This window comes from Flavobacterium sp. AED, from assembly GCF_000812945.1.
Classification (GTDB): Bacteria; Bacteroidota; Bacteroidia; order Flavobacteriales; family Flavobacteriaceae; genus Flavobacterium.
In genome coordinates, this window is record NZ_JSYM01000003.1 from 359,288 (window position 1) to 383,827 (window position 24,540).

Sequence of the window (24,540 nt, forward strand, 5' to 3'; positions counted from 1 at the left end):
TCTTAGATATTGTTGTAAAAATCAATTGTTTCTCCTTCTTGTACTTGAACAATTGCTTTTTTAATTGCATTAGTCTTTCCACTGATTAAACCACTTTTAGTGTATTTAGTAGTTCTATCCGGTCTTACGTTCATCGTGTTAACACTCAAAATAGTCACTCCATAAGCAGCTTCAACAGCTTTCTTAATTTGCACTTTATTTGCTTTTTTGTCAACAACGAATCCGAAGCGGTTTAAAACTTCACTTTCTTTGGTTACTTTTTCCGTTACTATAGGCTTAATTATGATGCTCATATCCTATTATTTACTTAAATTTTCTTCAATTATCTCCAAAGAACTCTCTAAAAGCACTAAATTATTAGCGTTTAATATAGCGTAAGTACTTAATTCTAAGCTACTTACTACGCTAGAGCCTTTTAAATTGCGTGACGACAAATATACATTTTTATTCGTATCACCCAACACAAACAGGGATTTTTTATTCTCTAACTCTAAAGCTTTCAAAACGTTGATGAAATTTTTAGTGTTTGGTGTTTCAAAATTAAAGTCTTCAAGAACGATAATGTTCGACTCTTTTGCTTTAATTGAGAAAGCAGATTTTCTAGCCAAACGTTTCAAGCTTTTATTCAATTTAAATGAATAACTTCTTGGTCTTGGTCCGAAAACTGTTCCACCACCTTTAAACAATGGATTCTTTGCACTACCCGCACGAGCAGTACCAGTTCCTTTTTGCTTTTTAATCTTACGAGTACTACCCGCAACTTCAGCTCTTTCTTTAGCTTTGTGCGTCCCTTGTCTTTGATTAGCAAGATATTGCTTAACATCAAGGTATACTGCGTGATTGTTTGGTTCTATACCAAATACTGAATCAGAAAGTTGAACTTTTCTTCCAGTATCTTTTCCGTTGAAATCTAATACTTTTGCTTCCATTACTTCTGAATGATTACATAAGAGTTGTTACATCCAGGAACACATCCTTTAATAACAAGTAGGTTCTTTTCAGCCACTACTTTTAAAACTCTAAGGTTTTGAACTTTTACATTGTCTCCTCCCATACGTCCAGCCATACGCATTCCTTTGAATACTCTAGATGGATAAGAAGAAGCCCCCACAGAACCTGGCGCTCTTAAACGGTTGTGTTGACCGTGAGTTGCTTGACCAACACCACCAAAACCGTGACGTTTAACAACCCCTTGAAAACCTTTACCTTTAGATACACCTTGTACATCTACAAATTCTCCTTCTTGAAAAATAGAAACATCAATAAGATCTCCTAAATTTTGTTCAGTTGCGAAATCTCGGAATTCAACGACTTTTTTCTTAGCTACAGTTCCCGCTTTTTTAAAGTGACCTAAAGCCGCTTTTGTGGAATGTTTCTCGTTTTTGTCATCGAAACCAAGTTGCAACGCTTCGTACCCGTCAACACCTTTGGTTCTGACTTGGGTAACAACACATGGTCCAGCTTCGATTACTGTACAAGGAATATTTTTCCCGTTCTCGTCGAAAATGCTAGTCATGCCGATTTTTTTACCAATTAACCCAGACATAATTATTAATTATTAATTATTAAATATAAATATAGAACGCAGCTTTTAACCGAATCCTATTTTTTAAAGTGGTGCAAAAGTATAACTTATTTACACACAAACCAAAAAAATATTTTTCGCTTAAAAACAGCGTTCCTTTTTACTCTAAAAGTACTTAAACTTTGATTTCCACTTCAACTCCACTTGGCAATTCAAGTTTCATTAAAGCATCAATAGTTTTAGATGAAGATGAATAAATATCAATCAATCTCTTGTATGACATTACTTCAAATTGTTCTCTCGCTTTTTTGTTAACGTGTGGAGAACGTAGAACTGTAAAAAGTTTTTTGTGAGTTGGCAATGGAATTGGTCCTGTAACAACTGCACCGGTACTTTTTACCGTTTTTACAATCTTCTCAGCAGACTTGTCTACCAACATATGATCGTAAGATTTTAATTTTATTCTGATTTTTTGACTCATTTTCTTAAAGATTATGCGTTTCCTTTTGCTTTTTTGATAACTGCTTCTGAAATATTAGAAGGCGTTTCAGAGTAGTGTGAAAATTCCATAGTAGATGTTGCTCTACCAGATGAAAGTGTTCTTAACGTAGTAACGTATCCAAACATTTCAGATAATGGCACATCTGCTTTGATAGTTTTTGCACCAGCTCTATCACCCATATCATTCACCTGACCTCTACGACGGTTGATATCACCTACGATATCTCCCATGTTTTCTTCTGGTGTAATCACTTCCATTTTCATGATTGGCTCTAATATAACAGCACCAGCTGCTTTAGCAACCTCTCTATACCCCATTCTTGCTGCAAGTTCAAAAGAAAGTGCATCAGAATCCACCGGGTGGAAAGATCCGTCTAATAAAGTTACTTTCAAACTATCTACTTGATACCCTGCTAAAGGACCAGTTTTCATAGCTTCTCTAAAACCTTTTTCAACTGATGGAATATATTCTTTAGGAACGTTACCACCTTTTACTGCATTTACAAACTGCAATCCAACTGGAGCTTTACCATCAACTTCATCTGCTGGCTCAAGTATAAATACGATATCACCGAATTTACCACGACCTCCAGATTGTTTCTTGTATGTTTCTCTATGTTGTGCTTTCTTAGTAAAAGCTTCTTTGTATTCAACTTGAGGCTCACCTTGGTTTACTTCAACTTTGAATTCACGTCTCATTCTATCAACTAAGATATCTAAGTGAAGCTCACCCATACCCGAGATAATAGTTTGACCCGAAGCCTCATCTGTTCTAACTGTAAAAGTAGGATCTTCTTCAGCTAATTTAGCCAAAGCCATACCCATTTTATCTACATCAGCCTTAGTTTTAGGCTCAATTGCAATACCAATTACTGGCGCTGGGAATTTCATACTTTCTAAGATAATTGGGTGCTTTTCATCACACAAAGTATCTCCAGTTTTAATATCTTTAAATCCAACTGCCGCTCCAATATCACCCGCTTCGATATATTCGATTGGATTTTGCTTGTTAGCATGCATTTGGTAGATACGAGAAATTCTTTCTTTGTTCCCAGAACGTGTATTCAAAACGTAAGAACCTGCGTCCAAACGACCTGAATAAGCACGGAAAAATGCTAAACGACCTACGAATGGATCAGTAGCAATTTTAAACGCTAAAGCAGCGAATGGCTCTTTAACATCTGGCTTACGCAATATTTTAGTTTGATCTTCTTCTAATAAATCAGCATCATCAGGGTGAATTCCTTCGATACCAGCTTTATCCATTGGAGATGGCAAATATTTACATACTGCATCAAGCATGAATTGAACTCCTTTATTTTTAAAAGAAGAACCAGCGATCATCGGAATGATAGCCATATCCATTACAGCTGCTCTTAATGCAATGTTGATTTCCTCCTCTGTAATAGAGTTTTCATCTTCCATGAATTTTTCAAGCAAAGTCTCATCATAATCAGCTACTGCTTCAATAAGAATCGATCTGTACTCTTTTACTTCTTCAAGCATATCTTCCGGAATAGGCACAATATCATAAGTCGCCCCTAAACCTTCTTCATGCCATACTATAGCTTGATTTTTAACCAAATCCACAACACCTTTGAAATCATTTTCTTCACCAATTGGCAAAGTGATTGCAACCGCATTAGATTTTAACATATCTCTTACTTGTTGACATACCATCAAAAAGTTAGATCCTTGTCTGTCCATTTTATTAACAAAACCAATACGCGGTACATGATACTGATCTGCTAATCTCCAGTTAGTTTCCGATTGTGGCTCTACACCATCAACCGCACTAAATAAGAAAACCAACCCATCAAGTACACGCAAAGAACGGTTTACTTCAACTGTAAAGTCAACGTGTCCTGGGGTATCAATAATATTGAAGTGATAAGGCAATGTTTCAGGTAATACTTTACCTTGTGTAGTTGGAAAATTCCATTCACAAGTTGTAGCCGCAGAAGTAATTGTGATACCTCTTTCTTGCTCTTGTGCCATCCAGTCCATTGTTGCAGCACCATCGTGCACTTCACCAATTTTGTGTGATTTTCCTGTATAGAATAATATACGCTCCGTTGTTGTTGTTTTACCAGCATCAATGTGAGCAGCAATTCCTATATTTCTTGTATATTTAAGATCTCTAGCCATTTCTTAAGAATTAAAATCTAAAGTGAGAGAATGCTTTGTTAGCCTCTGCCATTTTGTGAGTATCCATTCTTTTCTTAACAGCTGCTCCTTCTTCTTTAGCCGCAGCTAAACACTCTGAAGCCAAACGCTGAGCCATAGATTTTTCATTTCTTCTTCTAGAATAAAGTATCAACCACTTCATTGCCATAGAAATTTTTCTATCCGGACGAATTTGCATTGGAATCTGAAATGTAGCTCCACCAACTCTACGACTACGTACTTCTACGTGAGGCATAACATTAGTTAACGCATCTTTCCAAATTTCTAATGATGGTTTCTCTGCATCTTGTTTTTTAGACTCAATGATGTCAATTGCATCATAAAATACTTTAAACGCTGTCGATTTTTTTCCATCCCACATTAAGTTGTTCACAAAACGTGTTACCAGTTGGTCATTAAACCTTGGATCTGGTAAAAGTGGTCTTTTCTTTGCCGCTCTTTTTCTCATGTCTTTTTTTTAATAAAATGTCATACCCATACAATTGCGATTAATCACATTCCTATGGAAATAACTTTTTAAATTACTTTTTTGCTTCTTTTGGGCGTTTTGCTCCGTACTTAGATCTTCTTTGCGTTCTTCCTGCTACTCCTGACGTATCAAGCGCACCACGAACGATGTGATATCTAACTCCTGGTAAATCTTTTACCCTTCCACCCCTAACTAATACTATCGAGTGCTCTTGTAAATTGTGTCCTTCACCAGGGATGTAAGCATTCACTTCATTACCATTTGTCAAACGTACACGCGCTACTTTACGCATTGCAGAGTTTGGTTTTTTTGGTGTTGTAGTGTAAACACGCGTACAAACCCCTCTTCTTTGAGGACAAGAATCTAAAGCAACCGATTTACTCTTCTTAGTTATCTGAGTTCTTCCTGTTCTTACTAATTGTTGAATTGTTGGCATAATTAATACTAAAAATTTCTTATTATATTAAATTCCCGCTTTTTACGGGGTTGCAAATGTAGAAAATATTTTTCACTCTACAAACGTTAAACCATTAATTTTCAATAAGATTATTTTGTCATTTGATTTTTATTACAAACCATAGATATTTGCATTACATTTATTAAAACTTACGCACATTTGAAACCTCATATAATTTCTTTTCTGCTTTTATTTTTCGGGCTAAATTGTTTTGCTCAAAATTTTCAGCTACATATAATCGGAAGCTCAGACTCCGAAACAAAAACTGTTGATTCCTTAAATTATAATTCAAATCATAAAAACACAAAATCCATTACTGATGAAATAGCTCGAATATCAGACAGACTATCCAAAATAGGATTTATAGAAAACAAAATCGTCACTACCATTAAAACTAAAGACTCCACTTATCTATCCAAATTAAGCCTGGGAAACAAAATTAAATTCATACATATATATATAGGTAGAAATAACCAATTAAACGACATACTAAACCCAACCAAAACTACCGACACAATAACCCTCAAATACGAAGAAATAGAAATCTTCCTGAATAACACCCTAAAAAAGCTAGAAGAAAACGGATTTGCTTTAGCAAAATTAAAACTAACTAATATCCAAAATAAAAGCAAAGCTCTTTATGCGGATTTAGAATTAATATCCGATAAAAAAAGGAAAATAAATTCAATCGAAATAAAATACGCAGAAAAAGACAAAAAAATCAACTTCCCAAAAAGTTACGCTAAGCAAATTAACCACAAATACAACAACAAAATTTTCAACAAAAACATCATTGAAGAAATCCATAATGAATTTGAGAAATTCAGATTTGTAAGCCAAGTTAAATATCCAGAGATTTTATTAACCAAAGACACCACTAAAATTTACATCTACCTTGAAAAAAGAAAATCAAATACTTTTGATGGATTTATAGGTTTTTCTAATAACAATAACAAAAAAATAAAATTTAATGGCTATTTAGACATAGCACTCGAAAACATGTTAGGCGCTGGAGAGGAGTTTTCGATTTACTGGAAAAGTGACGGAAACAAGCAAAAAACTTTTAAAACTAATATAGAAATACCCTATTTATTTAAAAGTCCACTAGGAATTAAAGCTAATCTTGCAATTTTCAAACAAGACAGCACTTTCCAAAACACAAAAACTGGCATTGATTTAGGATATTTGATCAATTACAACTCCAGAATTTATCTAGGATATCAATCAACAGAATCCAGCGACATACAAAACACAAACAGTGAACAACTAAGCGACTATAAAAATTCTTATTTGACTACAAATTTTGAATACACAAAAAATGACTACAACAACACCATCTCTTCAAAAAAATCAGCATTATCAATAACAATTGGTAACGGAAAAAGACAAATAAACAATCAACCCGAAACTATTGGACCAAATAAACAATTTTTTATAAATTTAGAAGCCTCTCATACTTTCTATTTGAATAAAAAAAACAACATCAACATAAAAAGTCAGAATTATTTTTTACAAAGCAATAAATACATAATAAACGAATTATTTCGTTTTGGAGGCATTAATTCAATAAGAGGTTTTGAAGAAAACAGTTTGCAAGGATATTTATTAACATCTATTTTAACAGAATATCGACATATCGTTTCCCCAAGTTTATACTTACATTCCATCATAGATTACGCTATCTATAAAGACAAAAATTCAACCTACAAAAACAACCAAAAAACTGAACTTATAGGACTAGGACTAGGACTGGGACTGCAAACAAAAAGCGGATTACTAAAATTAGCTTTAGCAAATGGAAATACAAAAAATCAAAAAATAAATTTTTATAACACTATTATTCACATATGTTATAATGTTAAATTTTGAATGCGCGCATAAAAAATCATTTCAAATGTTAGGAAAGTTAACAAATTATTAAGATTTTTGTCTCACTAATTCAAAATATTTAAAAATGAAACTAAAGTTCAATGGATTCTTAGTACTATTAGTAGTACTTGTGGCGCAACTAACTTTTGCGCAAGAAAGATCTGTTTCAGGAACCGTTTCTGATAATGCAGGATTGCCTTTACCAGGCGTGAGTGTATTAGTGAAAGGAACTAAATCTGGAACACAAACTGATTTTGATGGAAAATATTCTATCAAAGCAACACCAAGTCAAGTCTTGGTTTTTAGCTACATTGGTATGAAAAGCCAAGAAGCAGCAGCTAGTTCATCAACAGTTAATGTAAAATTAGCAAGCGGTGCATTAGAACTTGAAGGTGTTGTAGTAACAGCTTTGGGGATTAAAAGAGAAAAAAAATCTCTTGGTTATGCTACACAGGAAATTAAAGCAGCTGATTTAACTTCAGGTGCAGGAAGTGGAAACTTCATCAATGAACTTTCTGGTAAAGTAGCAGGTGTTTCTATCAAAAGAAACAACAACTTTGGTGGTTCATCAAGTATAATCTCTAGAGGGGTTAAAAGTTTAACTGGAAATAACGAAATGCTAATTGTTATTGATGGTATGCCAATTAACAACTCGAATGTGAATTCCAGTACCGGTAGCCAATCTGGTGGTGGTGGAAACACATATGACTATGGAAATGCAGCAATGGATATCAATCCTGATGACATCGAATCTATTAACGTATTGAAAGGAGCTGCCGCTTCTGCTTTATATGGTTATTTAGGTGGAAATGGTGTAGTTATGATTACTACTAAAAAAGGAAAATCTAAAAAAGGATTAGGCATCACAATTTCTAGTGAATTAGTAACTGGAAGCGTTGATAAATCTACTTTCCCTAAATATCAAAACAAATACGGAGCTGGATACGGTCCTTACTATGAGGATGCTTCAGGATTCTTTTTATCAAGAGATGTTAACGGTGATGGTATAGATGATTTAGTAGTACCTACATCTGAAGATGCTTCTTATGGTGCTCCTTTTGACCCAAACAAATTAGTCTATAACTGGAATGCTTTTACACCATACTCAGACAGTTATGGAAAAGCGACTCCATGGCAAGCTGCAAAAAACGGTCCGATTACCTTTTTTGAAACCCCTTTATCTTTAAGCAACTCAATTAGCTTAGAAGACGGTAATGAAACTACAAATTTTGTAGCTAATTTTAACAATTACAAACAAAATGGTATCCTACCAAACAGTGAATTAAAGAAAAATAGTTTAAGCGTAAAAATTAACCATAAATTTTCTGACAAACTATCTATCAGTGCATTTGCTAATTATTTAGCTCAAACAACAGTTGGTAGAAACTCTACTGGTTACAATGAGAACATCATGTCTAACTTCCGCCAATGGTGGCAAACTAACGTAGATGTTCAAGAATTGAAACAAGTTTATGAGAGATCTGGTGGACAAAATATTAACTGGAACTATTCTGACCCAGATAATTTAACACAAATTTACTGGGATAACCCATATTTTATTAGAAACAAAAACTACCAATCTGACGAAAGAAATCGTTTTACAGGGTATAGTAAATTAGATTACAAAATAAACGATTGGTTGACTGCAACTGGTAAAATATCTACTGATTCTTACAGCGAATTACGCGAAGAAAGAAGAGCTACAGGTTCAGTAGCTGGCGCATTTGGTATCAATAGACTGGATGAAACATCTGGATATCAAAAATACAACAGAACTTTCTCTGAGCAAAATTATGATTTCATCTTAACTTTCAAAAAGAATTTTTCTGAAGATTTTAGTTTCAACGGTGTAGCCGGTGGAACAGTGGTAAGAACAAGAGTAATATCTACATTAAACTCAACTCAAGGGGGTCTTATTGTTCCTGGATTATATAGTTTATCAAACTCAGTAGCATCAGTTCCTTTTCCTGTAGAAGGAGAAGTAAATTCTGGAATCAATAGTTATTACGCATCTACCTCTTTTGGATTTAGAGATTTCTTATTCTTAGACGCTACTGCTAGAAGAGATGCATTTTCAAGCTTACCAGCAGGAAGTAATGCAATTGGATCATACTCCGCTTCTGGAAGTTATGTATTCACAAAAACTATTGACAAATCATGGTTATCTTTTGGTAAAGTAAGAGCAGGATATTCTGAAAGTCCATTAGGAACTCCAGGTTTATCTTTAGTAGATACTTATGTAAAATCTGATCCATTTGGAACAAATCAACAATATTCTGTTGCATCAACAAAAAACAACCCTAATTTACAAGCTGTAAAAACGAACACACAAGAGGTTGGTTTAGAAATGCAGTTTTTAGACAGAAGAGTAGGATTTGATGTAAGTGCATACAAAAACGTAAATAAAGGAGAAGCTTTTCAAGTTCCTTATTCTACAGCAACCGGTAACAGCGCAAGATACATCAACGCTGCTACTGTAGAAAACAAAGGTATTGAGGTACAATTCAACGTTACTCCAATAAAAACTAAAGATTTTGCATGGGATATTTTTGTGAACTGGTCAAAAAACAAAAATACAGTAACAAAATTAGCTGAAGGAATTGAGAATTTACAATTAAACTCTTTCCAAGGTGGTGTTACTCTTAATGCAACTGTAGGACAACCTTACGGTGTTCTTAAAGGAACCGATTTTACTTACCTAAACGGACAAAAAGTAGTTGGTGCAAATGGTAGATATGTAATTAACGCTTCTACAAACAATGTTATTGGCGATGTTAATCCTGACTGGATGGGCGGAGTTCGTAATAAATTTACATACAAAAGCTTATCTTTAGGTTTCTTAATCGACATGAAACATGGTGGAGATATATTCTCTTTAGATCAATCTTACGGACAAGCAACTGGATTGTATGAAGCGTCTGCAGGACTTAACGAATTAGGAAATCCTGTAAGAAACACAATCGCTAATGGTGGTGGTGTAATTTTACCAGGGGTTAAAGCTGATGGTTCAGTAAATACTACAAGAACTCCAGCTCCTGATCAATATGGTAACATTTCTGGTTACAGAAGAGCTCCTAACAAAGCATTTGTATATGATGCATCATTCGTAAAATTAAGAGAAGTAAACATTACTTATTCTTTACCATCTTCTCTTGTTTCAAGATTGAAACTTAACGAAATGACATTTAGCATTGTAGGATCTAACTTATGGATAATAAGTAAAAATCTTCCAGATGCAGATCCAGAAAGCGGATTAAGTTCTTCAGCTTTATCTTCTGGATATTCTATAGGATCATTGCCAACAACTAAAAATATTGGTTGTAACGTAACATTTAAATTTTAAATTATGAAAAAGATAGTTTTATTAATAGCATTTATGGCACTGTCTGTATCATGCTCTGATGATATTACAGGATTAAATGCAGACACAAAAAGCCCAACGACTACTAAGTCTGAGTATTTGTTTACAAATGCTCAAAAAACATTAGTAGATCAAATGGTAAGTACATCTGTAAACAGGAATGTTTTCAGAATGTTTGCTCAGCAATGGACAGAAACGACTTATCCAGATGAAAGTCAATATAACATTACTACAAGAGTAATTCCTGACAATCATTTTACGATTTTTTATAGAGACGTATTAAGAGATTTAAAAGAAGCTAAAACCTTACTTAATGCAGAAGTGCCTGTTTCAGCTGAACAAACTGCTATTTTAAACAATAAAAAAGCAATTGTGGACATATTAACAGCTTATAGCTATAGTGTGTTAGTAGATGTTTTTGGAAATGTACCTTATTCAGAAGCTTTAGATATTGAAGCACATCCATTACCAAAGTATGATGATGCACAAACTATCTATAAAGACCTTATCACTAGATTAACTACTGATTCTGGTTTATTGACTGCAGGAGCAACAAGTTTTGGTTCAGCTGATTTAATTTATGGTGGTAATGCTGCAAAATGGAAAAAATTTGCTAATTCATTAAGATTAAGATTAGCAGTTAACATGCATGATGTTGATGCTGCTTACGCAAGCGCTCAAATATCTGCAGCTGTTGCTGGAGGTCTTATATCAAGTAACGCTGACAACACAAATCTTGTTTATTTAGCTTTGCAACCAAATGCGAATCCTTTATACGCAGATTTAGTAGTAAGTGGTAGAAATGATTTCGTTCCTGCTAACACTCTTGTTAACAAAATGAATACTTTATCTGATCCTAGAAGAGCAAAATACTTTGATTTAAAAACAGGTGCTACTGCTTATTCAGGTGGTATTTATGGAGCATCAAACAATTTTGCAGCTTTTTCTCATATTAGCTCAACAATTGCAGATCCAAAATTTCCTGGTACTTTATTTGATTATTCAGAGGTTGAATTTTTATTAGCCGAAGCAGCTGCTAGAGGTGTTGCTGTAGGGACTGCTCCAGCACATTATAATGCTGCAATTACTGCTTCAATGCAAAATTGGGGTGTTGCTGATGCTGATATCGCTATTTATTTAGCTCAAGCTAATGTAGTATATGATGCTGTAAACTGGAAAAAAAGTATTGGAGAACAAGCTTGGTTAGGTTTATACAACAGAGGTTTCGAAGCATGGACTTCTTATAGAAGACTTGATTTCCCAGTTTTACTTGCACCTGCAACTACTTACGACAATTTAACAACCGTTCCTGTAAGATATTCTTATCCATCAAGAGAACAAACGTTGAATGCAACTAATGTAACTGCTGCTGCAACTGCAATTGGTGGAGACAAATTAACAACGAAAATATTCTGGGATAAACACTAATTACCCCCAAAATAATTTTAAAAAACCATCCCATTTTTTGGGGTGGTTTTTTTTTATATATTTGCACCATGGAAAAAGAACACCAAATATTCGGGATTAGAGCAATAATTGAAGCCATCCAAGCAGGCGCAACAGTAGACAAAGTCTATATTCAAAAGGAAGCAAACAGCGAACTGATGAAAGACTTAATGAAAGTGATGAAACGAGGTAACATTAACTTCTCTTATGTTCCTGTAGAAAAATTAAACCGACTTACTCCTAATAACCACCAAGGTGCTGTAGCTACCATATCCCCTATCTCCTTTTTTGATTTAGAATCATTGATAGAATCAGTAATAGAAAATGGAAAAAAACCATTGTTTTTAATTTTGGATCAAATATCTGATGCACGTAATTTTGGTGCTATAATCAGAACTGCAGAATGTACTGGAGTAAATGGAATTATAGTTCAAAAGGCTGGTTCAGCACCCGTAAATGGCGATACCGTAAAAACTTCTGCTGGAGCTGTTTTCAACATTCCAATTTGTAAAGTAGAACATATCAAAGATGCTATTTTTCTTTTACAGGCCAGTGGTATAAAAACAGTAGCCGCTACCGAAAAAACCGACCAAAATATTTATGATATTTCTTTAAACGAACCTGTTGCTATTATAATGGGATCAGAGGATCGCGGGGTAAATCCTTCGGTTTTAAAAATTGTTGACGAAAAAGCAAAACTACCTATGTTTGGAACTATTGGATCTTTAAATGTTTCAGTAGCTTGCGGTGCATTTTTATATGAAGCGGTAAGACAAAGAAGTTAATCCCCAGCTTTCCCGAAGGGAAGCAATGAAACTAAATAAAGAAATAAGAAATGAATCAAGACTCCGGTTTTGGTTCATTTTTTTCATTTAAGACGATTGTATATTCTACCGGAAAATCAGAAGAGTAATACGACAGTAGTGCTTCCGTTTCATCTTGTGGGAGATTTACAAAATTCCCATTTGCATCGAAACGTTGCATGAATTTATCTCCCTCAGGATTGTAATCTGGTTTTTCCCAATCGTATTTGATTACTTTTTTATACTCTGGTGTTTTGTAGATTAAAGATAAAACAAAACCAGTTATCAATCCTGCCAAATGACCTTCCCAAGAAATTGCTTTTTCTCCCGAGGTCTCGGGACTTGGAAAAACATACCAAACCAAACCACCATAAATAACAATTACGGCAAGTGACAAAGCCACCAAGCGATAATATTGTGTTTGCATACCCTTGAAGAAAATAAAACTCACCAACACATAAATCAAACCACTAGCACCTATATGGTAATTATCTCTCCCAATAACCCAAGTAATTATTCCCGAAAGCAAAATTCCAAATACAATAACTTTGACAGACTGATTGGCATAAAAAAATTGCAAAGCAGCCAATAAAATTAGCAATGGAATTGAATTGTTATAAAGATGCTTAATATCAGCATGAATAAAAGGGCTAAATAAGACTCCTTGTAAACCAGAAAACTCTCTTGGATAAATTCCATATTCAACAAAATCAAAATCAAATCGAATTTCAAGCCAAAAAACAAACCAAAGGAATACTACAAAAAAAAGCGGAAGTCCAATAACCGCATTAGTAAATTTGAAATGATTATCCATTAGTTTTAGTTTCATGTTCTTTTAAATTAAACTCAAAAACTTATCCAAAAGCAATTTAGTGCTATTTTGTCATAGTATAACTAAAAGGGCATTTTAAATACAATCCCCTAGCCCAGATGGAAACGGCATCCTTTTTATCTCGTTTTTTAACGAGATAAAAAGATATAGTGGACAGCTGGAAATAGCTCCAAATAAAAATAGTAATTTTACCAAAGTTATATTTTTGATTTATGATTGAAGATTAACGAATTTAGATTTCAGATTTAAAAAACAAATGGAAGCACCACTTGCAGAACGCATTCGACCACAAAAACTAGAAGACTATATCAGTCAATCCCATTTGGTAGGACCAAGCGGCTCATTGACTCAACAAATTACAAAAGGAATAATTCCTTCGCTTATTTTCTGGGGACCACCTGGAACTGGAAAAACAACTTTGGCACAAATTATTGCACAAGAATCTAAACGACCTTTTTACATTTTGAGCGCTATCAATTCAGGTGTGAAGGATATTCGAGATGTTATTGAAAAAGCAAAACAAAGTGGCGGATTATTTACTGCAAAAAATCCTATCCTATTTATTGATGAGATTCATCGTTTTAGCAAATCTCAGCAAGACTCTTTACTGGCTGCTGTGGAAAAAGGCTGGATAACACTGATAGGTGCAACCACAGAAAATCCAAGTTTTGAAGTTATTCCGGCGTTACTTTCGCGTTGCCAAGTTTATGTTTTAAATGCTTTTACAAAAGCCGATTTAGAAGCCTTATTGGAACGCGCCATGAAAACGGATAATTATTTAGCAAACAAAAAAATTGTTTTAAAAGAAACAGAAGCTCTATTAAGACTTTCCGGAGGTGATGGACGCAAGCTATTAAATATTTTTGAACTTGTCGTAAACGCTTCTAATGAAGCCGAAATTATAATCACTAACGATCGAGTCTTTGAATTGGTGCAACAAAATACCGTTTTGTATGACAAAAGTGGCGAACAGCATTATGATATTGTTTCGGCTTTTATAAAATCAATTCGAGGAAGTGATCCAAACGGAGCCGTTTATTGGCTTGCAAGAATGATTGAAGGTGGTGAAGATGTAAAATTCATAGCCAGACGTATGCTTATTCTAAGTAGTGAAGATATAGGAAATGCAAACCCTACTGCTTTCATCATGGCAAATAATGCATTCCAGGCAGTTTCAACTATCGGCTATCCTGAAAGCAGAATTATATTAAGCCAATGCGCTATTTACTTAGCAACTTCCCCTAAAAGCAATGCTTCGTATCTTGCTATAGGAACTGCACAACAACTGGTGAAACAAACAGGCGACTTACCGGTCCCCATTCATTTGCGTAATGCACCCACAAAATTAATGAAAGAATTAGGCTATGGGGAAGAGTATAAATATTCTCATGATTTTGCCAACAATTTTGCTGAACAAGAATTTCTTCCTAATGATTTAAGTAATACCCCTATTTATAATCCGGGAAACAACTCGCGAGAAAATACCATTCGGGAATTCCTAAAAAATCGTTGGAAAAATAAATACGGGTATTAAAATTAAAAGCGATGCATTGTGCATCGCTTAGAAAATTATATCTTTTGAAATCTAAAATTTAACATCTACTTTTTCAGAAATTAATTTATCATTCTGGTAATATTCAAAAAACCATTGGTTGTCCTTTGCAATTAGAATACCTTGTATATTCCCTCTAGCAGCAATGAAACAATCCTTTCTTGAAGAATTAAATATTTTCAGAATCACTTTTGGCGTACTATCAATTAATTGAAAACCTGTAGCTGTAGGTTGTGCATAAAGTGTTCCCAAATTATCCCCACCTATGTTTGCCTTAACAGTTTCGCTTGTAGATAGAGGTGCTGAAACTTCTTGATAAACTGGCGATGGACTAGTTGGGCTAAAATTTGTATCTGAATTGCGAACAACTGTATTATTATATTTATATTCCAATGCATAAACAGAAATAAAAGCTTTATTCAAAGCCTCAGTATAGGCCAATTGAAAATCTTTTTCTTTACTTATACCGCTAGCAGATTGAAAAATAATTTTTCCATTACAATCCTTGAAAGTGATATATAATTTTGTTGTTAAAAAAGACTTTTCTTTTACAACATCAAAATACATCAAACTACATCTATCATTGTATTCTTTTGGTAAAGACTCATTTGCATAAAAGGCCTGAAAGCCAGCTTTATTCAAATTAAACTTAGATAAAGTTGCGAGTCTATATTGATTATCACTTTTTATAAAGTCAAATTTTAAAGGAATAAGTACTGCTTTATAATCATTTATAGATTGCGAGAAACAGTAACTTGAAATTAATACTGCGAGAAATAGGAATCGTGTTTTCATATGTAGCTAATATTTGTTTTTAATTTAAATGGCATCGTCTTTCTTCATTTATGCTTGCATTTTTGAATCATGGCGATAGGATAATTTATAAATATTTTTTTAATTCTAATAAGTGATTGACTTGTTTAATATCTTGTTCCACTTGTGCTTTACTTTCATTAAAATAAATAGCATCAAAACCTGCATTAAGAGCTCCTTCAACATCTGCTTCTAAGCTATCCCCAATCATAATACTGCTTTCTTTTTTGGCTTTTGCCAAATCAAGGGCATATTCGAAAATAATAGGATTTGGCTTTTTTACACCTGCCATTTCAGAATTAGTAATTGTTTGAAAATAATTCCCAATATTTGAATTGTTTAACTTTTTAAATTGCACTTCAGCAAAACCATTGGTAATAATATGCAGTTTATATTTTTGATTTAAATAATCCAAAACCTCAAAAGTTCCATCAAAAAGATGGTTATTTTCAGGTAATCGCTGAATGTATTCTTGAGCTATCGTTTCAATCTCCTCATCAGAAATAGCGTAGTTTAATGCATCAAAAGAATGTTTCAACCGATTGTAGCGCAATTCACCATGCGTAATTTTATCATATTGATATAACTTCCAACATGCTTGATTTATTGGCACATATTTTTCAATGAATGCTGCGGTTTCAATTGTTGGGTGGCTTTTATTAAAAATAGCCTCAAACGTTAATTCAGAATTTTTATCAAAATCCCAAAGCGTATGATCTAAATCAAAGAATACGTCTTTTATAATGGTATGTTTCATTTTTAACTTCTAAAATATTCCTTCATCGACAAAGCTAAAATAACTAGTTTCAGTCACGATAAGATGGTCTAAAACTTTTATTTCTAAGCTATCTCCTGCTAGTTTTAGTTTCCGTGTAATTTGTTTGTCAGCATCGCTTGGAATCAATGTTCCCGAAGGATGATTATGACATAATATTAATCCCGTTGCCCCCATTTCAAGTGCCGTTTTAAAAACCAATCGCACATCAACCAAAGTTCCAGTTATTCCGCCTTTACTTAATTGTGATTTTGAAATGACTTTATTTGAATTATTCAAATATACAATCCAAAATTCCTCGTGTGGCAATTCACCAATAATAGGTTGCATGATTTCAAAAATCGTTTTACTGGAAGTAATTTTTGTTAATTCAACTGCATCCTCTGCCCTTCTTCGTCTTCCCAGTTCCAAAGCGGCAATAATCGAAATTGCTTTGGCCTCGCCTATTCCTTTAAAATTTGTCAATTGAGAAATCGATAATTTTCCTAACGCATTCAAATTATTATTGACACTCCCTAAAATCCGTTTACTTAAATCAACCGCTGATTCGTTACGACTTCCTGAACCTATCAAAATAGCAATCAGTTCTGCATCGCTCAAAACACTTTTGCCTTTGAGCATTAGTTTTTCTCTTGGTTTGTCGTCTTCGGACCAATTAGTAATTGGGAAAAAAGAATTTTCAGGCATAGGCATATTTCTCTTAAATTTGTTTTTTCATACAAATACTATTTTCTAAGCCTACATAAGGTTCGTAATTATCAACAATAGTATAGCCTACTTTTTGATACAAACCGATGGCTTCTTTTTGTTTATACAACGTTTCTAAAACAGAGAAAGAAAAACCTAACTCATGCGCCCAAAGCTCTAGTTCTTGCAATATTTTTTGCGCGAACCCCATTCCTCGTGCTTCGGGAGAAACAAACATACGCTTTAATTCAATTGTATTTTTATCGTATTTCTTAAAACAACCACAGGCTACAGCTTTATCATCGAGATAAATAATAACAACATTAGGATTTAATTCTATAACGTTATTTCCCCAATAATTTGTTTTTAATTCTGGATAACGCTCCCAAAGACTGGCATCTAATGCTGCAATGAGAGTTCCAAAATCTAGATTCTCACTGGTCGTTTTAATAACTTCTATTTTGTTATTCATCCTATTTCTATTTCATCAATTCCTTTACTTCATCGAAATTTAATCCACCATAATTCCCTGAACTCATCAATAACAAAGCTGAATTTTCAAGATTTAAATGAAACAAATAGTCTTTGAAATCTTTTGGATTGGTATAAATGATTAAATCTTTTCTGTTGAATGCATTTGCTATTTGTTCATAAGTCACTTCTTCCAGCTGCTTAATTTTTACTGCATCAGGCGAATAGAAAACAACTGCTTTATCAGCATGTTCCAACGCACCTTCATATTCTTTTAAAAATTCAGCATTCAGGCTACTATACGTATGCAACTCTAAACAAGCCACCAAAGTTCTATTTGGATATTGTTCTTTTACAGCTTTTGTTGTTGCCGCCACTTTGCTTGGCGAATGGGCAAAATCTTTATACGCTACTTTAGTTTTGCTTTCAGCGATTTTTTCTAATCGTTTTGAAGCGCCTTTAAAACTCGCGATAGCTTCATAAAAATCGGCTTCATCGACTCCCATATTCTGGCAAATCCATTTGGCTCCAGCCAAATTATTAAGATTGTGTGCTCCAAAAACTTCTATTGGCATGTCGCCTTCCGGAGTTTCGAGAAGTGTAACACCATCACTTACGGTATATTTTGGAGTATGATAGGATAATTTTCGGATTGGGTTCGTAGCGGCTTCGGCAACACGTTTCACTTCGGAATCATCTTCATTGTAAACCAAAATCCCACCATTTGTAATTTTGTCAATAAAAATTTCAAACTGTTCTACATAATTTTCATACGTTGGAAAAACATTGATATGATCCCAAGCTATTCCAGAAATCAAAGCAATATTGGGTTGGTACAAATGAAACTTTGGCCTTCTGTCTATTGGAGAAGACAAATATTCATCTCCTTCCAAAACAATAAAATCATTTTCTTCTGTAAGATGCACCATCGTGTCAAATCCTTCCAGTTGTGCACCAACCATATAATCTACCGCTATATCGTGGTAATGCATCACATGAAGAATCATTGAAGTTATGGTTGTTTTCCCATGAGAACCACCAATGACAACACGTGTTTTATTTTTAGATTGTTCATAAAGGAATTCAGGATAGGAATATATTTTCAAACCTAATTCTTGAGCTTTCAACAGTTCTGGATTATCAGCTTTGGCATGCATTCCTAGAATTACTGCTTCAACATCTGAGGTAATTTTTTCAGGAAACCAACCTAACTCAGGAGGCAAAATTCCTTTCTTATCTAATCTTGATTTTGATGGTTCAAAAATGGCATCATCACTTCCCGTTACTTGGTATCCTTTGTTGTGTAATGCTAAAGCTAGATTGTGCATGGCACTTCCACCGATAGCTATAAAATGTGTACGCATTTTAGTTTATGATTTATAGTTGTTGTATTCGAAATAAGTCAGTAATTAATACTTGATCCATTTATCCTTTTTTATCTTTATATTCTTCTAAAACTGATTTGGCTTTTTCAGGATCATTCATTTTGTTTTTATACAAATTAGCCAGCATTTGATAGCTGACTTTTGACCCACCTACAGCTATTGCTTTTTTATATTGTTGTTCGGCGACTTTGTATCTTTTAAAATATTCATCAATATGTCCTTTAGATAAATACCCATCAACGGGTGACAATCGTAACAATTCATTTGAATACTTTATAGCTTTAGATTCACTACCCCCAACAATTCCGGGTAACTGAATATACAATTCTACTAATGCCCAACGTGCCTCAATATGCTTTGGGTTAAAAACTATCGCTTTTTCAAAGGACTCTTTAACTTCATCTATCATTCCAAGGGCCTTAAATTTATTGACCTGTGTGGCTTTCATTCCTAGCGCTCCTCCATATTTAAAATAATAATTAGCTTCCGAAGGTTTTAATTGTTTGAGTTTTTTATAATAACCAATCGCTTTATCCCAAGATTTATTTCGTCCGGCTATATCTCCTAAATATTCAATGGTTTTCAAATCAGAAGGATTGGTCTTCAAAATGGATTCAAAAAGGGACTGTGCCTGATCAAATTTTTCTTCTTTGAAAAATTTCTCTGCTTTATCAAAATTGGATTGAGACCAAATCATTAAAGGAAGTAATAAAAAGAAGTATACCATTTTTTTCATCTTTCAAAAATAAGGAAATTTTGAAGTATTAAACAGCTTTTTTTAGGCTAAAAGAACCCAAAATTAAAAAAGGAAACATAATGAATAAGAAACATTACCATAACATAGAGTAATTACTTTCGTTAAAACAAATTATGAAAAGAAAGAGAAAAATTCCTTTAGTGGTATTAAGCGATGTACACTTAGGAACATATGGCTGCCAAGCCAAAGAATTACTGCAATATTTAAAATCTATTCAACCACAAATGTTGGTTTTAAATGGAGATATTATTGATATGTGGAGTTTTAGCAAAAGCTATTTTCCAGCATCACACATGAATGTCTTGAGACAAATTATAAAGATGTCAAATCAAGGAACCCGTGTTATTTACATTACCGGAAATCATGATGAAGCTTTGAGAAAATATTCTGATTTTATTTTAGGGAATTTTGAGCTGGCAGATAAATTAATTCTGGATTTAGACGGAAAGAAAACGTGGATTTTCCACGGAGATGTATTTGACTCCTCTACGAAAGGTTATGCTAAAATATTAGCCAAGCTTGGTGGAAAAGGATATGATTTATTGATTTTAATCAACAGTTTGATTAATTGGTTTTTAGTGCTTTTGGGAAAAGAGAAAAGAAGCTATTCAAAAATGATTAAAGACAGTGTCAAGAAAGCGGTTTCGTTTGTATCCAATTTTGAAACTACAGCAGCAGAAATTGCCATTCAAAAAAAATACAGCTATGTAATTTGTGGACATATTCATAAACCCCAAATGAAGGAAGTTGAAAACGAACATGGGAAAGTGATGTATCTCAATAGTGGCGATTGGGTTGAAAACCTAACTGCATTGGAATACAAAAAAGAAAAGTGGCGTATTTATCAATACAAAAGATCCGACTATTTAGACCTTGAAAACAAAGAAGACAAAATTGTCAATGATATTGTTACTAAAATTTTATCCTAGCTATTTCGCACAATTACTTTCAAAATCAAACCATTAAAAAACAAGTTTTTCTATCATTTTTTAATTAGAAATTTATATTCGATACAATCTAAATAAATTCACATGAAAATATTTTATGCTATTCAAGCTACTGGCAATGGACATATCAGCAGAGCAATTCAATTACATCCTTATTTAAAAAAGTTTGGAACTGTCGATTTTTTTATGAGCGGAAACAATGCCAATCTGGATGTCAATTTGCCTATAAAATTCAAAAGCGATGGCTGTAGCTTACACTACAGTAAATGTGGCGGTTTAAATTATTGGGATATTGCCAAAAACATTAAACCATTACAGATGTTCAACGATGCAAAGTCGCTACCATTAAAAAATTATGATGTTGTAATTAATGATTTTGATTCGATAACTTCCCTTGCCTGCAAATTACAAAAAGTACACTCCGTACAATTTGGACACCAAGCCAGTTTTATTTCAGAATCGACGCCAAGACCAGAAAAGAAGAGCATTATGGGAGAAATGATTCTGAAACATTATGCGCCTTCTCCACAATATATTGGCTTGCATTTTGACAAATACGACTCCTTTATACGCCCTCCAATTATCAAGGATGAGATCCTAAATGCCGAACCTAAAAATAAGGGTCATATTACCGTTTATTTGCCTTCTTTTCAAAAGGATTGTTTAGAAAAAGCATTCAACAAGCTTCCTAACTTCTCTTTCCATTGGTTTTTGAATGATATAAAAACCAAACACACTATAAAAAACGTTACTTATTTTCCCGTTAATCAAGCATACTTCAATAAAAGTCTAATAACTTGTGAAGGAATTATTACTGGCGGAGGATTTGAAACGCCCGCTGAGGCATTATATTTAGAAAAAAAAATACTTTCTATTCCTATTCGGAAACACTATGAACAAGAATGCAATGCAGCGGCTCTCAAAAAAATGGGTGTTCCAGTCCTTTATGATGTTGATGATGATCTCTATTTAACAATAGAAAACTGGCTTGATTCTCCTACAAAATACCCAAAGATACAGGCTAACAATATCCCCGAAACCTTGCAATTTTTATTTGATACTTATAATCATAACGGAATCCAATAAATTATAAAAACAGAAAAAGGTGCTCTTTTCAGAACACCTTTTTATATAATTTTTAAAAATATTAGTCATTCAACATTTTCCATAATTTGTCTTTCAATTCGGTCAAACCTTGTTGAGCCACAGAAGAGATAAACATATAAGGAATGTCTTTGAAAGCAACGTCTAATTCTGTTTTCAATTCAGCTTTCAACTCATCATCGAGCATGTCGCATTTTGAAATCACCAATAAACGCTCTTTGTCAAGCATTTCTGGATTGTATTTTGTCAATTCGTTTACCAAAATATCGTATTCGGCTTTAATGTCTGGCGTATCCACTGGAACTAAGAACAATAAAGTTGAATTACGTTCAATATGTCGCAAGAAATAATGTCCAAGACCTTTCCCTTCGGCAGCACCTTCGATAATTCCGGGAATATCAGCAATTACAAAAGATTGGAAATCTCTGTAGGCTACAATTCCAAGATTTGGTTTTAGAGTAGTAAACGGATAATCCGCAATTTTTGGTTTAGCTGAAGTCAGTACTGACAACAATGTTGATTTTCCTGCATTAGGAAAACCTACTAAACCTACATCGGCTAGCACTTTTAGTTCAAGAATAACATCCATTTCTGCACCTGGCAAACCTGGTTGTGAGTATCTAGGCGTTTGATTGGTTGAGCTTCTAAAATGCCAGTTCCCTAAACCTCCTTTTCCACCACGAGAAAGTATTTGTTTTTCACCGTCCTCGGTAATTTCAAATAATATTTCTCCGGTTTCTTTATCTTTTACAACAGTTCCTAGCGGAACTTCAATGAATTTATCATCTCCATCAGCACCTGTGCTTCTGTCACCACTACCATCTCCACCGTTACCAGCTTTAATATGTCGCGCAAATTTAAGGTGAAACAATGTCCAAAGACCTTTGTTACCAACCAAAAAAACATGACCACCACGACCACCATCACCACCATCAGGACCACCTTTTTCAATAAATTTTTCTCTATGCAAATGCGTAGATCCTTTTCCTCCTTTTCCGGAAGAAACATATATTTTAACGTAATCTACAAAATTCCCTTCAGTCATTTTTTTTAATTTCAGATTTCAGATTTCAGATTTCAGATTGAAAAATTCAAACTGCTATCTGTCTCCTGTCCTCTATTTCTATTATTATTATTTAAGTGCTTTCACCATCACTTTATCAATCTTCACGCCATCCATATCAATGACTTCCAACTCAAATTTTTGCCAAATTAATTTCTCCCCTTGTTTAGGTATATGAGAGAGTTCTGTCATTATTAACCCACTCACTGTGGTTACCTCGTAATCATTGATTAATTCATCTAATTCAAAATACGTCAAGAAATCATGTAAGGAATAATGACCATCAACTAGCCAACTTCCATCTTCTCTTTCAATCAACTGAAAATCATCTTTATAAAAATCAGAAGCGTCTCCTACCAAGGCTTCCAGAATATCATTTAAAGTAATTACGCCTTGAAAAACACCGTATTCATCAGAAACAAATGCATAATGAATACCTGTTTTTTTGAAGTTTTCTAAGGCTATATAAGCAGTAGTTTGCTCCATCATAAAAGGAGCTTCCGTCATTATATCCGCTAAATTGAAGTTTTCATTTTCAAAATGAGCAAAAATATTTTTTAAATTAACAACACCAACAATATCATCATAATTTTCACCATAAACAGGGTAAATGGAATGTAGCTCTTTTAACATGAATTCCTTAACCTGTTCTTTATCAGAATGCAAAGGTAAAAAAACTACTGACTTCCTGTGCGTCATCAAGGAGTTTATTTTTCGGTCTCCAATATGAAAAACACGCTCCACAATATCTTGTTCAATTTCCTGTACTTCTCCACCTTCAGTACCTTCTTTGATAATCGCTTTTATTTCTTCTTCGGTTACTTTACCGTCGGCTGTTGGTTTTATTTTTAAAATATCCAATAAAAAATCAGTTGAAGTGGTCAACATCCAAATAAATGGCGCCGTAATAATAGACACCACTTTCATGGGTAATGCCACCGCTTTAGCAATCGATTCCGGATGATTCAATCCTATTCTTTTAGGTAATAACTCTCCTAAAACCAAAGAGAAAAAAGTCAATATTACTACTACTATACCTACTGCAACTGAATGCGCGTAAGGTCTTATCATTTCAAATCCAAATATAAACGCTTCAACATCTTTGGTTATTTTATCACCACTATAAATACCGGTAAGAATCCCTATCAGTGTTATTCCTATTTGTACTGTTGACAAAAACTTATTTGGAGAATTAGCTAAATCCAATGCAATTTTAGCGCTTTTATTTCCTTTTTTTGCTGCGGTCTCTAATCTGTTTTTTCGTGCTGAAATCAATGCGATTTCTGACATAGAGAAAACCCCATTTAATAGTATTAGAAAAAATATTATTAGTATTTCCAATTTTTTAGTTGATTCGTTTTTTATTTAAATTCTGATTCCTGAGTTTTTACTTTCTGAAATCTGCGATCCAGATTTTTAGCCCTGATGGTAATGAAAAGCCCGGAGTTAAAAAAGCTAATTTTTCTTGTCAAAAAAGAGCGACCAAAGGAAGCTCCTTTTATTACTTAGAAAAATAGTTTTTTTAACGAGGACTTG

At 33.7% G+C, this 24,540-nt stretch carries 23 protein-coding genes; 7 read left to right on the plus strand and 16 right to left on the minus strand.

Annotated elements, in window-relative coordinates:
- Positions 1 to 2 precede the first annotated feature (2 nt).
- From rplW to rpsL, 7 genes are all read right to left on the minus strand, one after another.
- Complete coding sequence (gene rplW / locus OA85_RS13165) at positions 3 to 293, minus strand: 50S ribosomal protein L23 (RefSeq protein WP_035668124.1); 291 nt, start codon at positions 291 to 293, stop codon at positions 3 to 5.
- 6 nt (positions 294 to 299) lie between these two features.
- Complete coding sequence (gene rplD / locus OA85_RS13170; RefSeq protein ID WP_035668126.1) at positions 300 to 929, minus strand: 50S ribosomal protein L4; 630 nt, start codon at positions 927 to 929, stop codon at positions 300 to 302.
- A complete protein-coding gene (gene rplC / locus OA85_RS13175) occupies positions 929 to 1,546 on the minus strand; it encodes a 50S ribosomal protein L3 (RefSeq protein ID WP_039110224.1) in 618 nt (205 codons plus the stop codon). Before rplC ends, rplD begins: the two co-directional genes overlap by 1 nt.
- Before the next feature lie 154 nt (positions 1,547 to 1,700).
- Positions 1,701 to 2,006 carry a 30S ribosomal protein S10 gene (rpsJ, locus tag OA85_RS13180; RefSeq protein ID WP_011963470.1) on the minus strand — a complete coding sequence of 102 codons (306 nt, stop codon included), beginning with the start codon at positions 2,004 to 2,006 and terminating at the stop codon, positions 1,701 to 1,703.
- An 11-nt stretch (positions 2,007 to 2,017) separates the two neighbouring features.
- Positions 2,018 to 4,174 (minus strand): elongation factor G, encoded by a 2,157-nt coding sequence (gene fusA / locus OA85_RS13185; RefSeq protein ID WP_039110225.1) that lies wholly within the window; start codon positions 4,172 to 4,174, stop codon positions 2,018 to 2,020.
- A 10-nt stretch (positions 4,175 to 4,184) separates the two neighbouring features.
- Positions 4,185 to 4,661 carry a 30S ribosomal protein S7 gene (gene rpsG / locus OA85_RS13190; protein WP_035668130.1) on the minus strand — a complete coding sequence of 159 codons (477 nt, stop codon included), beginning with the start codon at positions 4,659 to 4,661 and terminating at the stop codon, positions 4,185 to 4,187.
- A 73-nt stretch (positions 4,662 to 4,734) separates the two neighbouring features.
- Positions 4,735 to 5,118 (minus strand): 30S ribosomal protein S12, encoded by a 384-nt coding sequence (gene rpsL, locus OA85_RS13195; RefSeq protein WP_007136570.1) that lies wholly within the window; start codon positions 5,116 to 5,118, stop codon positions 4,735 to 4,737.
- Positions 5,119 to 5,298: 180 nt separating this feature from the next.
- On the opposite strand from rpsL, the gene OA85_RS13200 reads away from it, so the two are divergent.
- From OA85_RS13200 to rlmB, 4 genes are all read left to right on the plus strand, one after another.
- Positions 5,299 to 7,008 (plus strand): membrane protein, encoded by a 1,710-nt coding sequence (locus tag OA85_RS13200; protein ID WP_039110226.1) that lies wholly within the window; start codon positions 5,299 to 5,301, stop codon positions 7,006 to 7,008.
- Between the two features lie 85 nt (positions 7,009 to 7,093).
- Positions 7,094 to 10,351 (plus strand): SusC/RagA family TonB-linked outer membrane protein, encoded by a 3,258-nt coding sequence (locus tag OA85_RS13205; protein WP_039110227.1) that lies wholly within the window; start codon positions 7,094 to 7,096, stop codon positions 10,349 to 10,351.
- Positions 10,352 to 10,354: 3 nt separating this feature from the next.
- Positions 10,355 to 11,797, plus strand: a complete 1,443-nt coding sequence (locus tag OA85_RS13210) for a SusD/RagB family nutrient-binding outer membrane lipoprotein (RefSeq protein ID WP_039110228.1) — start codon at positions 10,355 to 10,357, stop codon at positions 11,795 to 11,797.
- 68 nt (positions 11,798 to 11,865) lie between these two features.
- Positions 11,866 to 12,600 carry a 23S rRNA (guanosine(2251)-2'-O)-methyltransferase RlmB gene (rlmB, locus tag OA85_RS13215; RefSeq protein ID WP_039110229.1) on the plus strand — a complete coding sequence of 245 codons (735 nt, stop codon included), beginning with the start codon at positions 11,866 to 11,868 and terminating at the stop codon, positions 12,598 to 12,600.
- Between the two features lie 55 nt (positions 12,601 to 12,655).
- On the opposite strand, the gene OA85_RS13220 is transcribed toward rlmB, so the two are convergent.
- A complete protein-coding gene (locus OA85_RS13220; RefSeq protein ID WP_231557104.1) occupies positions 12,656 to 13,447 on the minus strand; it encodes a rhomboid family intramembrane serine protease in 792 nt (263 codons plus the stop codon).
- A 259-nt stretch (positions 13,448 to 13,706) separates the two neighbouring features.
- Between OA85_RS13220 and OA85_RS13225 the strand changes: the two genes are divergently transcribed.
- Positions 13,707 to 14,984, plus strand: coding sequence for a replication-associated recombination protein A (locus OA85_RS13225; RefSeq protein ID WP_039110231.1), 1,278 nt, complete (start codon positions 13,707 to 13,709; stop codon positions 14,982 to 14,984).
- Positions 14,985 to 15,035: 51 nt separating this feature from the next.
- Here OA85_RS13225 and OA85_RS13230 read toward each other — a convergent pair whose 3' ends face one another.
- From OA85_RS13230 to OA85_RS13255, 6 genes are all read right to left on the minus strand, one after another.
- Positions 15,036 to 15,797: a hypothetical protein gene (locus OA85_RS13230; RefSeq protein ID WP_039110232.1), complete on the minus strand. Its 762-nt coding sequence runs from the start codon at positions 15,795 to 15,797 to the stop codon at positions 15,036 to 15,038.
- 85 nt (positions 15,798 to 15,882) lie between these two features.
- Entirely contained in the window at positions 15,883 to 16,572 is a 690-nt protein-coding gene (locus OA85_RS13235) for a YjjG family noncanonical pyrimidine nucleotidase (RefSeq protein ID WP_039110233.1), read from the minus strand.
- Between the two features lie 9 nt (positions 16,573 to 16,581).
- Positions 16,582 to 17,277: a DNA repair protein RadC gene (radC, locus tag OA85_RS13240; protein WP_039110337.1), complete on the minus strand. Its 696-nt coding sequence runs from the start codon at positions 17,275 to 17,277 to the stop codon at positions 16,582 to 16,584.
- 13 nt (positions 17,278 to 17,290) lie between these two features.
- Positions 17,291 to 17,749 carry a GNAT family N-acetyltransferase gene (locus OA85_RS13245; protein ID WP_039110234.1) on the minus strand — a complete coding sequence of 153 codons (459 nt, stop codon included), beginning with the start codon at positions 17,747 to 17,749 and terminating at the stop codon, positions 17,291 to 17,293.
- Positions 17,750 to 17,756: 7 nt separating this feature from the next.
- A complete protein-coding gene (murC, locus tag OA85_RS13250) occupies positions 17,757 to 19,112 on the minus strand; it encodes a UDP-N-acetylmuramate--L-alanine ligase (RefSeq protein WP_039110235.1) in 1,356 nt (451 codons plus the stop codon).
- A 61-nt stretch (positions 19,113 to 19,173) separates the two neighbouring features.
- On the minus strand, positions 19,174 to 19,869 hold the full coding sequence (locus OA85_RS13255; RefSeq protein ID WP_039110236.1) for a lipopolysaccharide assembly protein LapB: 696 nt from the start codon (positions 19,867 to 19,869) through the stop codon (positions 19,174 to 19,176).
- Positions 19,870 to 20,003: 134 nt separating this feature from the next.
- On the opposite strand from OA85_RS13255, the gene OA85_RS13260 reads away from it, so the two are divergent.
- Together OA85_RS13260 and OA85_RS13265 are read left to right on the plus strand one after the other, a co-directional pair.
- Positions 20,004 to 20,819, plus strand: a complete 816-nt coding sequence (locus OA85_RS13260; protein ID WP_039110237.1) for a UDP-2,3-diacylglucosamine diphosphatase — start codon at positions 20,004 to 20,006, stop codon at positions 20,817 to 20,819.
- Positions 20,820 to 20,921: 102 nt separating this feature from the next.
- Positions 20,922 to 21,923, plus strand: a complete 1,002-nt coding sequence (locus OA85_RS13265; protein ID WP_039110238.1) for a glycosyltransferase family protein — start codon at positions 20,922 to 20,924, stop codon at positions 21,921 to 21,923.
- 61 nt (positions 21,924 to 21,984) lie between these two features.
- Here OA85_RS13265 and obgE read toward each other — a convergent pair whose 3' ends face one another.
- Positions 21,985 to 22,986 carry a GTPase ObgE gene (gene obgE, locus OA85_RS13270; RefSeq protein ID WP_039110239.1) on the minus strand — a complete coding sequence of 334 codons (1,002 nt, stop codon included), beginning with the start codon at positions 22,984 to 22,986 and terminating at the stop codon, positions 21,985 to 21,987.
- An 87-nt stretch (positions 22,987 to 23,073) separates the two neighbouring features.
- A complete protein-coding gene (locus tag OA85_RS13275) occupies positions 23,074 to 24,345 on the minus strand; it encodes a hemolysin family protein (RefSeq protein WP_082014171.1) in 1,272 nt (423 codons plus the stop codon).
- Positions 24,346 to 24,540 lie beyond the last annotated feature (195 nt).

Bases quoted from the DNA above. Each gene is read 5' to 3' on its own strand.
- OA85_RS13230 (WP_039110232.1), bottom strand. From the start codon at position 15,797: ATGAAAACACGATTCCTATTTCTCGCAGTATTAATTTCAAGTTACTGT.
- OA85_RS13225 (WP_039110231.1), top strand. From the start codon at position 13,707: ATGGAAGCACCACTTGCAGAACGCATTCGACCACAAAAACTAGAAGAC.
- rpsG (WP_035668130.1), bottom strand. From the start codon at position 4,661: ATGAGAAAAAGAGCGGCAAAGAAAAGACCACTTTTACCAGATCCAAGG.
- fusA (WP_039110225.1), bottom strand. From the start codon at position 4,174: ATGGCTAGAGATCTTAAATATACAAGAAATATAGGAATTGCTGCTCAC.
- OA85_RS13260 (WP_039110237.1), top strand. From the start codon at position 20,004: ATGAAAAGAAAGAGAAAAATTCCTTTAGTGGTATTAAGCGATGTACAC.
- obgE (WP_039110239.1), bottom strand. From the start codon at position 22,986: ATGACTGAAGGGAATTTTGTAGATTACGTTAAAATATATGTTTCTTCC.
- OA85_RS13245 (WP_039110234.1), bottom strand. From the start codon at position 17,749: ATGAATAACAAAATAGAAGTTATTAAAACGACCAGTGAGAATCTAGAT.
- rlmB (WP_039110229.1), top strand. From the start codon at position 11,866: ATGGAAAAAGAACACCAAATATTCGGGATTAGAGCAATAATTGAAGCC.
- rpsL (WP_007136570.1), bottom strand. From the start codon at position 5,118: ATGCCAACAATTCAACAATTAGTAAGAACAGGAAGAACTCAGATAACT.
- rpsJ (WP_011963470.1), bottom strand. From the start codon at position 2,006: ATGAGTCAAAAAATCAGAATAAAATTAAAATCTTACGATCATATGTTG.
- OA85_RS13210 (WP_039110228.1), top strand. From the start codon at position 10,355: ATGAAAAAGATAGTTTTATTAATAGCATTTATGGCACTGTCTGTATCA.
- OA85_RS13235 (WP_039110233.1), bottom strand. From the start codon at position 16,572: ATGAAACATACCATTATAAAAGACGTATTCTTTGATTTAGATCATACG.
- OA85_RS13220 (WP_231557104.1), bottom strand. From the start codon at position 13,447: ATGAAACTAAAACTAATGGATAATCATTTCAAATTTACTAATGCGGTT.
- OA85_RS13255 (WP_039110236.1), bottom strand. From the start codon at position 19,869: ATGAAAAAAATGGTATACTTCTTTTTATTACTTCCTTTAATGATTTGG.
- murC (WP_039110235.1), bottom strand. From the start codon at position 19,112: ATGCGTACACATTTTATAGCTATCGGTGGAAGTGCCATGCACAATCTA.
- rplD (WP_035668126.1), bottom strand. From the start codon at position 929: ATGGAAGCAAAAGTATTAGATTTCAACGGAAAAGATACTGGAAGAAAA.
- radC (WP_039110337.1), bottom strand. From the start codon at position 17,277: ATGCCTGAAAATTCTTTTTTCCCAATTACTAATTGGTCCGAAGACGAC.
- rplC (WP_039110224.1), bottom strand. From the start codon at position 1,546: ATGTCTGGGTTAATTGGTAAAAAAATCGGCATGACTAGCATTTTCGAC.
- OA85_RS13265 (WP_039110238.1), top strand. From the start codon at position 20,922: ATGAAAATATTTTATGCTATTCAAGCTACTGGCAATGGACATATCAGC.
- OA85_RS13205 (WP_039110227.1), top strand. From the start codon at position 7,094: ATGAAACTAAAGTTCAATGGATTCTTAGTACTATTAGTAGTACTTGTG.
- rplW (WP_035668124.1), bottom strand. From the start codon at position 293: ATGAGCATCATAATTAAGCCTATAGTAACGGAAAAAGTAACCAAAGAA.